Source organism: Mycoplana dimorpha, from assembly GCF_003046475.1.
GTDB lineage: Bacteria > Pseudomonadota > Alphaproteobacteria > Rhizobiales > Rhizobiaceae > Mycoplana > Mycoplana dimorpha.
In genome coordinates this window covers 365672-379596 of record NZ_PZZZ01000004.1, presented here as the reverse complement: position 1 = coordinate 379596, position 13925 = coordinate 365672, and the positions used below count along the sequence as shown (strand labels likewise).

The window sequence follows — 13925 nt, the reverse complement described above, 5'->3', positions numbered from 1 at the left end:
AGTCCGAAATCCGCAAGGCAGACACCTTCGGATCCGGTTATCCACCGGGACTGTCCTGCCATTCAGGCATGAACATGACCCTAACCGTATCGTAGTGACACATTAGCGTGTTTCACACAATTGACAGCCACGCCGGCGGCGGTGGTTCCTAACAGAAAGTTAATGATAAAAGGCCCGCGGCATAACGGAAAAGCAGGGAAATGGCTCCATTTTGCGGCGTTAACCATACCGAGCGATTTCCCGCTGTGCCGGCTGGTCTTTACGGAATTGACCGTCCGAGGATGCACAGTGTCGGGGCAGACGCGATGAACCGCGGACTGCCCGTCTCCGAAGGGCTACTGTCTTGAGCACCGCACCTCTGATCATTCCCGGCGCCGCGCCGGACGGCACCCCACGATCGCGTTCGCCGGCGATCGAGCTGGATCACCTGGCGAGGCAGACGATGGGGGACAAGGACGTCGCGCGCGATGTGCTGGTCATGTTCGCCGGCCTGGCGCGTACCTGCATGGACGAACTGCGGGTGGCGGACGAAGCTGGTTGCGAGGCGATTGCACACCGCCTGCTCGGGTCCGCCCGCGGCGTCGGCGCCTTTGCAGTCGCCGATGCCGCCGAGGCGTTGAAGAGCGGGCCGGACCGGGAGGCGGGACTGGCCGCGCTCGCCGCCGCGGTTTTGGAGGCGGAAAACTTCATCCGCGAGCATTGCGGCTGACCGGGAGCGCAGCGCCGGCGCGGGCGGCCCGGGCGCCGATGGCGCGGCCGGAACGGACAACGCCGCCAAACGGCGCGCGATGTTGACTGCGCTTTGGAATTGTTGGAAGTAACCGCAAAACCAAGGCGCTCCAAGAAGCGCGGGCGCCTCGCGCCTGTCTTGATCGCCAGACCGACAGGAAGATCCGGAATCACATCATGACCAAGCTTGTAATCGTCGCAAACGACGGCATCCGCCATGAACTGGAAGTCGCCAATGGGACGACCGTGATGGAGAATGCCGTGCGCAACTCCATTCCGGGAATCGAAGCCGAGTGCGGCGGCGCCTGTGCCTGTGCAACCTGTCATGTCTATGTCGACGAGGAATGGAGCACCGCAGTTGGCGCGCCGGAGGCGATGGAAGAGGACATGCTCGATTTCGCCTATGACGTTCGCCCGACCTCGCGGCTGAGCTGCCAGATCAAGATGTCGGAAGCCCTGGACGGGCTCGTGGTCTACGTGCCGGAGCGGCAGGGCTGAGGAACCGCTGTCCCGGCCGATGACTGACGGGATCGACGCGGAGCGGGTGGAAGCAGGTTTCGATTTCGCCTGAATAGCTTCTCATTCATGCGGCTCGAAACCGTCTCGCGTCACGGGCCGCATTGTTGCAGACACCTGGAGGGCGGCGAGTACATGCCGGAGAGCGGGGACGCCGATGTGCTGATTGTCGGGGCGGGGCCGGCCGCCCTGTTTTCGGTGTTCCAGCTCGGCATCTACGGTCTGCGCTGCCATCTGGTCGATACGCTTGATCGCCCCGGCGGCCAGTGCGCCGTTCTCTATCCCGACAAGCCGATCTACGACGTCCCCGGTTTTCCGGAAATCGCCGGCAGCGAGCTTACCGGGCGCCTCTTGCAGCAGGGCGCCCGCTTCGCACCGCTCTTTGCCTTCGGGCGTACCGTCCTGGAGATCGGTTGCGACCGTGCCGGGCAGTGGCAGGCCAGCCTGGACGACGGCGGATGCATCGGTGCACGTCATGTCGTGCTTGCAACCGGACTTGGCCGGTTTTCCGTGACCGATGGCGGCAACGGGCCGGCGCTCGAGCCGGGGCCGGCCGCGCAGTGGCCGCTACGGCGTGAGCGTGGGGCGTTCTCGGTCGATCCGGGCACGCTGGAGACGTCGCAGCCGGGGCTTTTCGCAATCGGCGACGCCTGCGACTATCCGGGCAAGGTCAAGCTCATCCTGTCGGCCTTCCACGAAGCGGCGCTCGCTACCCAGCAGATCCGACGCCGCATCGCCGGCGGCAGCAAGCCGCAGGTCGAATACACCACGACGTCCAGGCGTGTGCGCCAACGGCTGGGTGTGGCCGGCGCCTGAAATGCTGAAACGGTAGGGGAACATCAGGCGCTGCGGCCGCTCTCCGCAAAAAATTGCCTCGCCGGCCCTGTGGACGAGCGAGGCCAGGTGGGCGCATCAGGAGCAGGCGAGGGAGGGAGCACCTGCCGCATGAATAAGACGCGCCGGGAGAACCTGCTGTAAAGCTTGTGATATTCGTGCCGAAAGAAGAGATGTTCCTCCTGCTCGACGATGAATCCAACGATAAAACGATTCTCGAGCAAGCGCCATCACTAGATTTAGCACCTCATTATGAGGGGGGGATGGCCGATCTACTGGCGGAGTAGGACCTTATACATCAGGCGTTGCCTTTGATGGCCCGCAACTATTTGGAGCGCTCGAGCCGGTACGTCAGCAGGCGCAGCATGCGTTCGTTGAAGTTGGCCGCTTCCACCCGGTCGAAGCGGGCCTGGTCCTTGTCGTGGGCCTCGACTGCGGCAGCTGTGATCTTGTCCACCTGCGCCTGCAGCTGGTCGCAGGTGCGCCCAGGCCGCAGCGCCTTCAACTCCTGCTCCAGATCACGGGCATGCTGCCGGGCGATCTCGGCGTGCCGTTCCTCATGCCGCTTGATGTCGCTGTAGAGAGTGTCCCAGACGAGGCCGAGCGATTTGCTGGCGCTGCGGCGGTATTTCCAACGTGGCAGGATGATATTGGTCGACACCGTCACCCGGGCATCGCCGACATAGCATTTGTCGCCGCGCCGGACATAGGAAACCGATCCGCCGAAGCGGATCTTCGTGGCCCCGGGGTGACGCGAGCCGGAGTTCTTCATCTGCGGTCCGCGGCGATTGAGTTCGTCGTCCAGTTCCGCCGCGGTGCGGCCGCCCACCGAAAAATAGGAGAACGACTTGCTGGTGATCGTCTCGCCGGCAGCGGGGATGGCCGCCGCCGTCAGTGACAGCAGCAGCAGAATCGGTCGGAGCGGCTTGGCAATGGACGGCATACGGTCCTCGGCAGGGATTAAATTGCAGGATAACCCTAACTGCGTTTCTTGTTCAAAGATTTAAGAGCAGGATTACTTCGGTGGGCGGCGGGCTGGCAAAGCGGTTGAACTCGGTTCGCCCTTGAGGCATAGCCACGATTTGGCGCAACGCTCTCGCACGGGCGCCGCATCGCTGACGGATGATCCCATGTACTCTGCTTTCGAGCCTTTTCACTGGTCCCTTGCCCACGGACGCAGCCTCCTACTCGGGCCACAAGGCCTGATCATGGCAATCGTAAACGTCACGCCGGATTCTTTCTCCGACGGCGGTCGGCATGACACGACGGAGCGGGCGATCGAGCACGCGCGCCGGTGCATCGCCGCGGGCGCACGCATTCTCGACATCGGCGGCGAGTCGACCCGGCCCGACGCCGCCGCGGTCTCGCCGGCGGAGGAGCAGGACCGCGTGCTCCCGGTGATCGCAGCACTTGCGCGCGAGGGCGAGGCGGTGATCTCGGTCGACACCTATCGCGCCGAGACGGCGCGGCTGGCGATCGAGGCGGGGGCGCATATCGTCAATGACGTCCACGGCCTGCAGCGGGAACCGGACATCGCCCGCGTCGCTGCCGAGACCGGCGCGGGGCTCTGCATCATGCATACGGGAAGGGACCGGCAGAAGCTGCCCGACGTGATCGACGACCAGTTCGCCTTCCTGGAGCGATCGCTGGAGATCGCACGCAGCGCCGGTGTCCTGGACCAGGCGATCGTGCTCGATCCGGGCTTCGGCTTCGCCAAGGATACCGACGAGAACATGGAACTCATGGCGCGCTTCGAGGAACTGCTCCGGTTCGAACGGCCCATACTGGCGGGCACCTCGCGCAAGCGCTTTGTCGGCGCGGTCACCGGCCGCGACGCGGCGGACCGGGACGCTGGAACCGCAGCGACGACGGTAATGCTGCGCCTGGCGGGGGCGGCGGTATTCCGGGTGCACGATGTCGCAATCAACAGGGACGCGCTCGTCATGGCCGATGCTATGGTGGCGGCACGACTTAAGGCGTCCGCCCACTCCGGGCGTTGAAGGACTGTAGGCAAGATGACCAGAACTTATACGATCACGCTAAAGAACTGCGCGTTCTTCGCCCGCCACGGCCTGCATGAAGCCGAGGAGGTCCTCGGACAGCGCTTCTTCGTCGATGCGGAACTGGAGGTCGCGCCCTCGCGGCCGCTCTCCGACGACCGGATGGAATCGACCGTCGACTACGGCGTCGCGTTCAAGGAGATCGAGGCGATCGTCACCGGCCGCCGGCATTTCCTCATCGAGGCGCTGGCGCAGGAGATCGCCACCTCGCTCTGCACGCGCTTCCCCCAGGTCAAGCGCGCGAAAATTTCCGTGCGCAAGCCGAGTGCGCCGATCGCCGGCGTGCTCGACTATGTGCAGGTGACGGTCGATCATGCCGTCTGAACAGTTCGGCCACCGCGCATCGCTGGGGCTGGGCGGCAACATCGGCGATCCGATCGCGGCCATGCGCAGGGCCTTGCTCGCCCTTGACGCGCGCCCGGACTGCCGGGTGGCGGCCGTGTCGGAACTCTATCGCACCCCGCCATGGGGCAAGACCGACCAGGCGTGGTTCTTCAATGCCTGTGCACTCGTCGACACGTCGCTTTCCCCCGAGGCGCTGCTCGATGCCTGCCTCGAAGTGGAGCGGGAGATGAAGCGCGAGCGCGTCGAACGCTGGGGACCGCGCACGATCGACATCGACGTTTTGACCTATGACGATCGCCGTCAATCCTGCGGGCGGCTTGAGATCCCGCATCCGCGCATGACCGGACGTGGTTTCGTGCTGATGCCGCTTGCGGACATTGCGGGGGAAATGGTGGTCGAAGGGCGGACGGTCAGGTCGTGGCTTTCACAGGCGGACGTGACCGGCATCGAGCGGGTCGGCGAGGGACGGCAATGGTGGCGGGCGCCGGCCGATCCTACTTGATCGAGCCGACCGCCATCGTGTCGACCTTGCGGTTGAGCGCCATGCCGATGACCGGCACCATCGTCTCGCCGACCTTGACCGAGATCGTCACGTTCATCGTGTTGTCGTCCTGCAGGCGGGCGATCATGGCGCCGTTCAGCTTCTGCCGGTTGATGGCGACGACCACCTTGTCGCCGGAGACGTTGCCCGACAGGATGTCCAGCCCCTTGCCGGCCGCGCCGTCCAGGAACTTGCCCTTGTACGTGCCGCCCGTGCGGGTAATCGTTGCCGACATCGGCTGCTTGAACACGCCGACACGGCAATGGCCATCGAGCTTGATGCCGAGGCCGTCGGTTGCCGCCGGATCGCCGCTGAGATTGCAGGTGAACTTCGTGCCCTTGTACTTGCCGGCGACGATTTCGCCCGGGCCCTGCCAGGTGCCTGCGACCTGATCGAAAAACGCCTTGTCGCGCGAATCGGCCTGGACCGGGCTTGCGGTGGCGGAAACGGCAAGAAGAGCCGCTGCGAAGCCGCGGGCGATCAAAGAGGTGCGCGAGTACATGAACGTTCCTTGACGGGCTGGTCGGTTTGTCGGGTTCAGCCTTGCGCGAAAATGGTTAATGGCCGGTTTCGATCCGACGCGTTGCGCGCCGATTTGGTGCGGCACGCCGGCTGGTTTGTCGTGAGCGGCTGCCTTCGGCGCAGGTGCTGGAACCTGGTGCTTCGAGCGAAGTTGGGGCTCCGGCAGGCTCCGTGCTCCCAATGGTCACATTGCGGGCTGGGGCTCGGGGCGTATGAGACCGAATTCCCGGCGGGCTGGGTGCGCAAGTTCCTGGCCCGTTGCCTTTGGGGGGACCACTACACCTTGCTTTGACTGGCGAACCAGGCTCAGGGCGTTTCCTTTTCGCGGCCCATCGGCACCCCCGGTGACAGGTCGCCGAGGAAATCACCGATGCCCGGCCGCTTCAGGGCCCGGAAGGGCATCGGGCGGCAGAGATCCATCGCGGCGATGCCGATCCGAGCCGTCATCAGCCCGTTGATCACCCCTTCGCCGAGCCGCGCCGACAGTTTCGAGGCAAGGCCGTGGCCCAGCACCTGCTGCACGAGGCTGTCGCCGACCGCGATCGAGCCGGTGACCGCGAGATGGGCGATCACGTCGCGCATCAGGCGTAGCAGGCCGAGGCTGCCCGGGCGGCCGCCATAGAGCTCGGCCATCGCCCGGATCAGCCGGCTGCATTCGTAGAGCACGTAGGCGAGATCGACGAGCGCCCGCGGCGAGACGGCGGTGACGATCGAAACGCGCTTGGCTGAGGCGAGGATCAGCGCGCGGGCCTCGCGATCGAGCGGCGCCAGCAGTTCACGTTCGGCGAGGTCGAGGAGGTGCGGGGCGTCGATGATGTCGCCCTCGGTCTCGCGAAGCCGTTCCCGGCCGCGTGCCGTCTGCGGCCGGGCCGCGAGAAGATGGGTGAGGCGGGCGACCACTTTTCGGGCCGGGGCGGGTCCAGCCGCTGCGGCCGCATCGCTCGCCTCCTGCTTGATGTCCTGCACCGCGGCAAGCCGCCGGAGGCCGAAGAGTTCGCGAAGGACGACGCCAAGCAGCGCCAATGCGCCGATGGCGGCTGTACCTGCGGCAAGATAGCCGAGCCAGTCGCTGCGCGAGAAGAGGTCGCGTATCAGGCTGTCGATCCAGAGGCCGATCGCCAGCGACAGCAGGATTCCGAAGGCGGTCGTCACGATCCGGCCGAGCGTGATCCGCCGCCGGCGCGGGCGGGCTTCCTCGACGGGCGGGAGCGTCTTCAGGTCGACCGTGGTCGCGGCGAATGGATCGTCGGTGTCCGGCGTGAGAATGACGCCTTCGCTGTGCCGGGAGGGCGGGCGCTGCGCAGGACGCACCGGCTTCGCCGCCGGCTCCTCCGGGATCGCAAAGGCGGCGGGGCGCCGCCCGGTCGGGCGCTTGTCGTTCATGCCAGCCGGTCTCCGATCAGATATTGTAGCGCACGATCGAGCCGGATGTGCGGAATGGAGAGCTTCAGTTCCTCGCCGGCGGCCTGCATCTCTGGCGGACGGAAGCGGACGAAATTGAGGGTGGGTGCAAGAGGCCCGTCAGCACCCGTTTCGGCCGCCTCGAAGAGCGCCTGCGGGTCTGCCGGCAGGTCGCCGGGGAAAATGGCGGTCTTGCGGTTGCCGTCGAAGGTCTCGCCGTCGATCGTCTCGCCGGCCATCGGCGTGCCGACGATCACCGGCAGCTCCGTGCCGTCCTGCTTGACCGTCGCTTCCCGGGTGGCGCGGACGGAGGCCAGCGCCATCACCTCGACGCCGGCGCCGCTCATGCCGATTCGCTTGACGGCACGCTCGACGAGCCGCCGGGTCAGGGCCTCGAGATGCGGATGGTTTTCGTGGTGCAGGTGGTCGGCCTTGGTCGCGGCGACCACGACGCGGTCGATGCGGCGTGTCAGGAGCGAGCTCAGGAAACCGGTGGTTCCGGGGCGGAAGCAGGCCATGACGTCGCCGAGTGCGCGTTCCAGGTCCCGCACCGCTTCGGCGCCGCGATTGACCGCCTGCAGCGCGTCGATCAGAACGATCTGGCGATCGAGTCGCGCGAAGTGCTCGCGGAAGAACGGCTTGACCACATGCGTCTTGTAGGCTTCGTAGCGCCGCTCCATCATCGCCCAGAGCGAGCCCTTCGGCGCGTTGCCGTCGGGCAGGTTCGGCAGCGGTGCAAAGGTGAGCGCCGGCGAGCCTTCGAGGTCGCCGGGCATCAGGAAGCGCCCCGGGGGGAGCGTCGACAGCGAGCGCTCGTCCGATTTGCAGGCCTTCAGGTAGCGGGTGAACAGATCGGCCAGCCGGCGTGCCGCCGCCTCGTCGGCCGGGGCGCGCGGGTCGAGCAGGGCGGTGGCGCCGAGCCATTCGGCGGAAAGAAGGCTGCGCACGCCGGAGCGGGCGAGGGCGACCGTCGTCTGGCTGAAGGCGGAAAAATCCTGGCCGAGCAGCGGCAGATCCAGAAGCCATTCGCCGGGATAGTCGACGACATCGACGGACAGCCGGCCGGGCGACCACAGGCGGCCCCAGCCGCTGGCGCTTTCGTAGTCAAGGGTGATGCGCAACTGGGAGATCGCCCGGGTGGAGTCCGGCCAGAGGCGTTCGCCGACAAGGGCGCGGATGTGCTCTTCGTACTGGAAGCGCGGCACGGCATCGTCGGGCTGCGGTTCGAGCCGTACCCGCGAGATGCGCCCGGACCGGGCCGCTTCGAACAGCGGCAGCCGGCCGCCGTTCAGGAGATTATGGACGAGCGAGGAAATGAACACCGTCTTTCCGGCCCGTGACAGTCCGGTGACGCCGAGGCGGACGGTCGGATGGACGAGGTTCGCCGCGCGATCGGTGAGATTGTCGAGAGCGATCAGGGCGTCGTCTGCAAGGTTGGTCAGTGTCGGCAATACAATCCCCGGTGCGGTCGGTTTCTGCCGATATAGGTACGGGCGGCGGCCGCAAAAAGGCGGTGCGAGCGCAATTCACAGGCCGGCTTCAAGACGCGGAATGCGGCGTGATGAAGCAGGACAGCCGCCCGCCGCTGAAATCCTTGTCGTTCGGCCGGCTGTCGAAATCGATGGTGGCAAGCGCCGCCGTGGGAAATCCGCCCGGTGCCGCCGTGTCGGCGATCACCTGGCCGACGGTCAGCCGGAAGAACTGCTCGATCATCGGATTATGGCCGACGATCATGACGGCGGTCTCGACCCGTTCGGCGAAGGCGACCTCCGCATAGGACTGGACGGTGCCGCCATAGAGCGCATCGACATATTCGACCGGCAGGTCCTCGCCGAGCGTCCGGCGCAGCGGCTCGGCGGTTTCCCGGCAGCGAACCGCCGTGGAGGAGATGACGACCTGCGGCCGGTAGCCCTGGTCGGCCATTTCCTCGGCTAGGATCTCGGCTTCCGCATAGCCCTGTTCGTCGAGCGTCCTGTCGAAATCCGTGCGCCCCGGTTCCGTCCAGCCCGCCCGCGCGTGCCGCAGAAGATAGAGCCGGAACATGCCGGAAACTGCCGTCGCCACGCCTTCGTCCTCGCCTCGATGCCTGCGGTGATCTTCGTTTTCCATCCCCGGGCGGAAAAGATCAACCGATTTTGCTTCGACGCCGGGCGCCGACTGCAGGCCGAAGCCGCACCGGCAACTGCGCGCCGGTCGGGGAGGGTGGTCCTTACCTGGCGCGCGGGCAAGGTCTTCGAGGCAGGCAACAGCTTGCTTGCAAGCCTCATTGGAGGACTCGCCAACGGGTTGTTATCGCGGCGCAATAATCACCGGTTAAAACTGTGCGAGTCGCTCGATTTCAAAATTTGCCGTGCAAGATGAGGCAGGCTTGAATCGGTTGATCCACAGGGATATACAGCGCACCTTGAGATGTTCTTCAGGAGAATCGCGTTGAGTGAGAAGATCGATCTTAGTACCTTTGTCCTCAATGAAGACGAAGAGTTCATGAGTGCCAACCAGCGGGCGTACTTTCGAGCCAAGCTGAATGCCTGGAAGAACGACATTCTGCGCGAAGCGCGCGAGACGCTCGATCATCTGGCCGAAGAAAGTGCAAACCATCCGGACCTGGCGGACCGGGCCTCGTCCGAGACCGACCGCTCCATCGAACTGAGGGCTCGCGACCGGCAACGCAAGCTGATCGCCAAGATCGATGCGGCGCTGCAGCGTCTGGACGAAGGAACCTATGGCTACTGCGAGGAGACGGGGGAGCCGATCGGACTGAAGCGCCTGGACGCACGGCCGATCGCCACCTTGTCGATCGAGGCGCAGGAGCGCCACGAACGTCGCGAGAAGGTCTATCGCGACGAGTGATCGCTCCGGCGGTCGCGCAGCGGCGAGGAGGGGCCCGCTGCACGTGCCGCATGGCCGGATCAACAGCTGCGATACTTACGCAGCGCGTCGCCTTGGGAAACAACCATTGGGCCCGCCGGGAATTCCGGCGGGCTTTTTTGTCTGGTTGATCCGGCCGTTTGCGGGGCGGTAGCCACCGGCCGAAACCTTCGGGTCAGCAGCCCGACGGTGCGGCAAGCGGCTCGCCGCTCAGGTCTTGCGGCTGGCGGAGAGTTCTCCCAGCAGGCGGGTCATCTCCGCCTCCGTTTCCTCGCGGCTCTTCGGCGGCTCGGCGTGCGATTCGAGCGTCGCCGGCTCGGTGCGTCCCGGCCCGCCAGGGCCGGAAACGGGCCGGGGCGGGGCCGTGGCGATCTCTGCTTCCAGCAGCCGCTCGAATTCGCTCACCAGGGCCGGATTGTCGGCGGCGGGCCGCTGCGACGCGGGTACCAGGTCCGGCGCGACCGATGCTCCGTTCCGGCCGGTGAACTGGGGAGAGATCCGCTCGCTGCCGGTGCCGACCGGACTGGTCAGGACCCGGTCGCGGGCGCGGTCGAGCGCATCGATCGCGCTGCGCTCCGAGACCACCGACGCCTGGATGCCAGGCTGGTCAGGGGTCGGCGCGACGACGAGCGGAGGGGCGGCGGGTCGCGGCGGCGGTGCGGCCTGTTGGCCGGCAGGACGCGCCGGCGCGCTGTCGTCGCCATAGAGGACGTGGCCCATCGACGAAATGCCTGCCGACAGGTGGCTGTCTGCGGGTACCGGGCGCCTGGTCTCGACAGGCGGCTGGCTCCGTTCGGCGGCCGCGGCCGGTGGCGCCGGCTCCGCAGGGCGGGGCGGCATGGCTGGCTGTGCAGCCGCCACAACGGCGGTTGCCTCCTGGGCAGGGTTTTCGTGCGGCTGAGATTGCTCCGCTACGACGCCGGAGGGAAGGATGCGGCTTTCGATGACTATATCGGTCGGACCGCCGATCATCAGCAGATGCTCGACGTCGTCGCGCCGGACGAGAACAAGCCGCCGGCGGGTGTCCACGGCAGCGGCGTCGAGCACGGACAGGCGCGGCTGGCGGTTGCGGCCACCGCGGATGAAGGGCGAGGCGGGGCGGCGGCGGACGATCCACAGCACAAGCGCCAGGCAAGCCAGGCCGAGCAGAACGGCGATCGCGGCCACCAGGAACTTCGTGCCGTATTGGGCGATTATGTCCTCGAACATGAAGGGCTACTCCTTGGCGACACGTTCCGTCCATTTGACGGCTTTTTTCGGGCCCGTACAAGCATGGCAGGCGGCTCGTCCTGTAAAGTCTGGCGGCGGAATGTGCAATCGAGCGTGCGGGGGCGGCTCGCAAGGCGCCATATTCCCTGTGAATAGGGGGCGATCGCTTTCATTCCCTTGCTTTTTGGTCTTCTCTCAAACAGCTAATAGTGATTCCTCGAAGGCTCCGGCATTGCGCCGTCTTCGGGATGCAATGCGAGGGGGCGATGTCTAGGATCCGCCAGGAGGTAGAGTATCAGGCGCCGCTCGTCGAGCGGGGCAGCCGCCCGGGTGTGATCCTGCGGATCGTGCTTCTGGCGATCGTGCTGACCGCCTCGGCGGGCGCTTTCATCGTCTTCAAGCACCAGCTCGACAACGAGATCGTGCTCGGCATCCTCGGCGTGCTGGCGATGGTCGGCATCTTCTTCTTCGTCTCGGCGATGATCGGGTTCATCGAGATCATGCCGCAGTCGCGCCCGGACGAGCTGACCCAGACCTTCGTCGACACGCAGCCCGAGGGCACGCTGATCACCGACCGCAAGGGGCGCATTGTCTATGCGAACGCCGCCTACGGGGCGCTCACCGGGGCCACCCGCGAAAGCGAGGCACAGACGCTGGAGGCGCTGTTCTCGCGCGACCGTGAGGCAGCCGAATCCGTCTACCGGCTGACCAACGGCCTGCACGAGGGCAAGGAAGGCGCGGAGGAGTTCCGCCTGCTGCGGCCGCTTGCGCCGGCTGCGACCGGCGGAACCGGGCCGGGCTGGTATCGGTTGAAGGCCCGCGTGCTGCCGCCTCGCGAGAAAGGCGGGCCGTCGCTCTACGTCTGGCAGATCGCCGACATCACCTCCGAGCGGGACGAGCAGGAGCGCTTCTTCAAGGAGCTGCAGAACGCCATCGACTATCTCGACCATGCGCCGGCCGGGTTCTTCTCGGCGGGCCGCCGCGGCGAAATCCTCTATCTGAACGCCACGCTCGCCGACTGGCTCGGCATCGACCTGACGAAGTTCCATCCGGGATCGCTGTCGATCGGCGATCTCGTCGCCGGCGAGGGGCTGGCGCTGGTGCAGTCGGTGCAGGCCGAGCCCGGGGCGAAGCGGACCGAGACGCTGGAGCTCGACCTGCGCCGCTCGAACGGCCGCAGCCTGCCGGTGCGGCTCGTGCACCGCGCCACCGCGACCCGCGACGGCGCCCCCGGCGAAAGCCGCACGATCGTGCTGGCACGCGAGGGAATGGACGAGACCGAGCAGTCCGGCTCGCTCGCCGCGCGGCGGTTCACGCGCTTCTTCAACAACACGCCGATGGCGATCGCCTCGGTCGACGGGGAAGGGCGCATCCTGCGGACCAACGCCCCGTTTCTCAAACTGTTCTCGGGGGTCGTGTCGCGCGATGACATCGATCGCGGCGTGCCGCTGGAAAGGGTCATCCATGACAGCGACCGGCCGCGCTTCGAGGCGGCGCTGGCGGCGGCGCGCGACCGCCAGGGCGACATCGCGCCGTTCGATTCGCTGCATCCGGGCGACGACGGCCGGCACTTCCGCTTCTACGTCAACGCCGTGATCGACCAGAGCGACCAGGCGCCGGAAGAGGCGGCGATCGTCTATGCCGTCGAGATCACCGAGCAGAAGGCGCTCGAGCGGCAGATGGCGCAGACCCAGAAGATGAACGCGGTCGGCACGCTGGCCGGCGGCATCGCGCACGACTTCAACAACGTGCTGACGGCGATCCTGCTCTCCTCCGATCACCTTTTGCTTTCGGCCCGGCCCTCCGACGCGAGCTTCGCCGACCTGATGGAGATCAAGCGCAACGCCAACCGCGCCGCCGTGCTGGTGCGGCAGCTGCTGGCCTTCTCGCGCAAGCAGACGATGCGGCCGAGCGTGCTGCAGATGACCGACGTCATCGGCGACCTGCGCATGCTCGTCGACCGCATGACCGGCACCAACGTCCGCATCGAGGTGGATTATGGCCGCGACCTGTGGCCGGTGAAGACCGACCTCGGCCAGTTCGAGCAGGTGCTGATCAACCTCGCCGTCAACGCGCGCGACGCGATGCCGGACGGCGGCACCATCACCTTCCGGACCCGCAATGTCTCGGCCGCGGAAGCCGCCGCCTACAACTACCGCGAACTGCCGCCGGCCGAGTATGTCGAGATCGACGTCGTCGACCAGGGCACCGGCATTCCGCCGGAACTGCGCGACAAGATTTTTGAGCCCTTCTTCACCACCAAGGATGTCGGCAAGGGCACCGGGCTCGGCCTGTCGATGGTCTACGGGATCATCAAGCAGAGCGGCGGCTATATCTTCCTCGATTCCGAGGTCGGCCGCGGAACGACCTTCCGGATTTTCATGCCGCGCCATATCGAGGAGAGCGTGGCCGCCGTGCCGGCAGCCGACGCCGCGGCCGAGAGCAGCCGGGCGGTTGCCGCCGCAGCACCCGCGCAGGAGCCGCGCGACCTCACCGGCGGCTCGGCCGTCGTCCTGCTCGTCGAGGACGAAGAGGCGGTGCGCCGCGGCGGCAAGCGGATGCTGGAGACGCGCGGCTATACCGTGCACGAGGCGGGCTCGGGCGTCGAGGCGCTCGACATCATGGACGAGCTGGACGGCGCGGTCGACATCGTCGTCTCCGACGTCGTCATGCCGGAAATGGACGGGCCGACGCTGCTGACCGAACTGCGCAAGCGCCACCCGGACCTGAAGTTCATCTTCGTTTCCGGCTATGCCGAGGACGCCTTCGCCCGCAACCTGCCAGCCGACGCCAAGTTCGGCTTCCTCCCGAAACCGTTTTCGCTGAAGCAGCTCGCCGAAGCGGTGCGCGAGATGCTGGACGGGTGAGAGGGGCTCCCACCGCCCATGCTACAATCAAGG

The 13925-nt window shown here is 66.5% G+C and carries 15 protein-coding genes; 9 read left to right on the top strand and 6 right to left on the bottom strand.

Annotated elements, in window-relative coordinates:
- Positions 1-343: 343 nt before the first annotated feature.
- From C7449_RS11965 to C7449_RS11955, 3 genes are all read left to right on the top strand, one after another.
- Positions 344-709: an Hpt domain-containing protein gene (locus tag C7449_RS11965; RefSeq protein WP_108003010.1), complete on the top strand. Its 366-nt coding sequence runs from the start codon at positions 344-346 to the stop codon at positions 707-709.
- A 197-nt stretch (positions 710-906) separates the two neighbouring features.
- Positions 907-1227, top strand: a complete 321-nt coding sequence (locus tag C7449_RS11960) for a 2Fe-2S iron-sulfur cluster-binding protein (RefSeq protein WP_108003009.1) — start codon at positions 907-909, stop codon at positions 1225-1227.
- A gap of 153 nt (positions 1228-1380) precedes the next feature.
- A complete protein-coding gene (locus C7449_RS11955; protein WP_108003008.1) occupies positions 1381-2061 on the top strand; it encodes an NAD(P)/FAD-dependent oxidoreductase in 681 nt (226 codons plus the stop codon).
- 343 nt (positions 2062-2404) lie between these two features.
- Here the strand turns inward: C7449_RS11955 and C7449_RS11950 are convergent, their stop codons facing one another.
- Entirely contained in the window at positions 2405-3022 is a 618-nt protein-coding gene (locus C7449_RS11950; RefSeq protein ID WP_108003007.1) for a DUF922 domain-containing Zn-dependent protease, read from the bottom strand.
- A 187-nt stretch (positions 3023-3209) separates the two neighbouring features.
- On the opposite strand from C7449_RS11950, the gene folP reads away from it, so the two are divergent.
- Genes folP through folK form a run of 3 tightly spaced genes read left to right on the top strand, consistent with a single transcriptional unit; the run spans position 3210 to position 4986 of the window.
- Entirely contained in the window at positions 3210-4079 is an 870-nt protein-coding gene (folP, locus tag C7449_RS11945) for a dihydropteroate synthase (protein WP_108003006.1), read from the top strand.
- A gap of 15 nt (positions 4080-4094) precedes the next feature.
- Positions 4095-4463, top strand: coding sequence for a dihydroneopterin aldolase (gene folB, locus C7449_RS11940; protein WP_108003005.1), 369 nt, complete (start codon positions 4095-4097; stop codon positions 4461-4463).
- Positions 4453-4986 carry a 2-amino-4-hydroxy-6-hydroxymethyldihydropteridine diphosphokinase gene (folK, locus tag C7449_RS11935; protein ID WP_108003004.1) on the top strand — a complete coding sequence of 178 codons (534 nt, stop codon included), beginning with the start codon at positions 4453-4455 and terminating at the stop codon, positions 4984-4986. The genes folB and folK overlap by 11 nt, the downstream gene beginning before the upstream one ends.
- On the opposite strand, the gene C7449_RS11930 is transcribed toward folK, so the two are convergent.
- The 4 genes from C7449_RS11930 to C7449_RS11915 all read right to left on the bottom strand — a co-directional run bounded on the left by C7449_RS11930 (position 4979) and on the right by C7449_RS11915 (position 9012).
- Entirely contained in the window at positions 4979-5527 is a 549-nt protein-coding gene (locus C7449_RS11930; RefSeq protein ID WP_108003003.1) for a hypothetical protein, read from the bottom strand. The two genes, folK and C7449_RS11930, sit on opposite strands and share 8 nt — an antisense overlap.
- A gap of 326 nt (positions 5528-5853) precedes the next feature.
- Positions 5854-6930, bottom strand: a complete 1077-nt coding sequence (locus C7449_RS11925; protein ID WP_108003002.1) for a YcjF family protein — start codon at positions 6928-6930, stop codon at positions 5854-5856.
- A complete protein-coding gene (locus C7449_RS11920) occupies positions 6927-8405 on the bottom strand; it encodes a YcjX family GTP-binding protein (protein WP_108003001.1) in 1479 nt (492 codons plus the stop codon). The genes C7449_RS11925 and C7449_RS11920 overlap by 4 nt, the downstream gene beginning before the upstream one ends.
- 82 nt (positions 8406-8487) lie before the next feature.
- Positions 8488-9012 (bottom strand): SixA phosphatase family protein, encoded by a 525-nt coding sequence (locus C7449_RS11915; protein ID WP_245414365.1) that lies wholly within the window; start codon positions 9010-9012, stop codon positions 8488-8490.
- A gap of 27 nt (positions 9013-9039) precedes the next feature.
- On the opposite strand from C7449_RS11915, the gene C7449_RS21565 reads away from it, so the two are divergent.
- Complete coding sequence (locus C7449_RS21565) at positions 9040-9309, top strand: hypothetical protein (protein ID WP_146165073.1); 270 nt, start codon at positions 9040-9042, stop codon at positions 9307-9309.
- 69 nt (positions 9310-9378) lie between these two features.
- Positions 9379-9798 (top strand): RNA polymerase-binding protein DksA, encoded by a 420-nt coding sequence (gene dksA / locus C7449_RS11910; protein WP_108003000.1) that lies wholly within the window; start codon positions 9379-9381, stop codon positions 9796-9798.
- A gap of 228 nt (positions 9799-10026) precedes the next feature.
- Here the strand turns inward: dksA and C7449_RS11905 are convergent, their stop codons facing one another.
- A complete protein-coding gene (locus C7449_RS11905) occupies positions 10027-11025 on the bottom strand; it encodes a flagellar biosynthetic protein FliO (protein ID WP_108002999.1) in 999 nt (332 codons plus the stop codon).
- Positions 11026-11291: 266 nt separating this feature from the next.
- Between C7449_RS11905 and cckA the strand changes: the two genes are divergently transcribed.
- Complete coding sequence (gene cckA, locus C7449_RS11900; RefSeq protein ID WP_108002998.1) at positions 11292-13892, top strand: cell cycle histidine kinase CckA; 2601 nt, start codon at positions 11292-11294, stop codon at positions 13890-13892.
- Positions 13893-13925 lie beyond the last annotated feature (33 nt).

Bases quoted from the DNA above. Each gene is read 5' to 3' on its own strand.
- C7449_RS11930 (WP_108003003.1), bottom strand. From the start codon at position 5,527: ATGTACTCGCGCACCTCTTTGATCGCCCGCGGCTTCGCAGCGGCTCTT.
- C7449_RS11925 (WP_108003002.1), bottom strand. From the start codon at position 6,930: ATGAACGACAAGCGCCCGACCGGGCGGCGCCCCGCCGCCTTTGCGATC.
- folP (WP_108003006.1), top strand. From the start codon at position 3,210: ATGTACTCTGCTTTCGAGCCTTTTCACTGGTCCCTTGCCCACGGACGC.
- folB (WP_108003005.1), top strand. From the start codon at position 4,095: ATGACCAGAACTTATACGATCACGCTAAAGAACTGCGCGTTCTTCGCC.
- C7449_RS11905 (WP_108002999.1), bottom strand. From the start codon at position 11,025: ATGTTCGAGGACATAATCGCCCAATACGGCACGAAGTTCCTGGTGGCC.
- C7449_RS11950 (WP_108003007.1), bottom strand. From the start codon at position 3,022: ATGCCGTCCATTGCCAAGCCGCTCCGACCGATTCTGCTGCTGCTGTCA.
- C7449_RS11960 (WP_108003009.1), top strand. From the start codon at position 907: ATGACCAAGCTTGTAATCGTCGCAAACGACGGCATCCGCCATGAACTG.
- C7449_RS11955 (WP_108003008.1), top strand. From the start codon at position 1,381: ATGCCGGAGAGCGGGGACGCCGATGTGCTGATTGTCGGGGCGGGGCCG.
- folK (WP_108003004.1), top strand. From the start codon at position 4,453: ATGCCGTCTGAACAGTTCGGCCACCGCGCATCGCTGGGGCTGGGCGGC.
- cckA (WP_108002998.1), top strand. From the start codon at position 11,292: ATGTCTAGGATCCGCCAGGAGGTAGAGTATCAGGCGCCGCTCGTCGAG.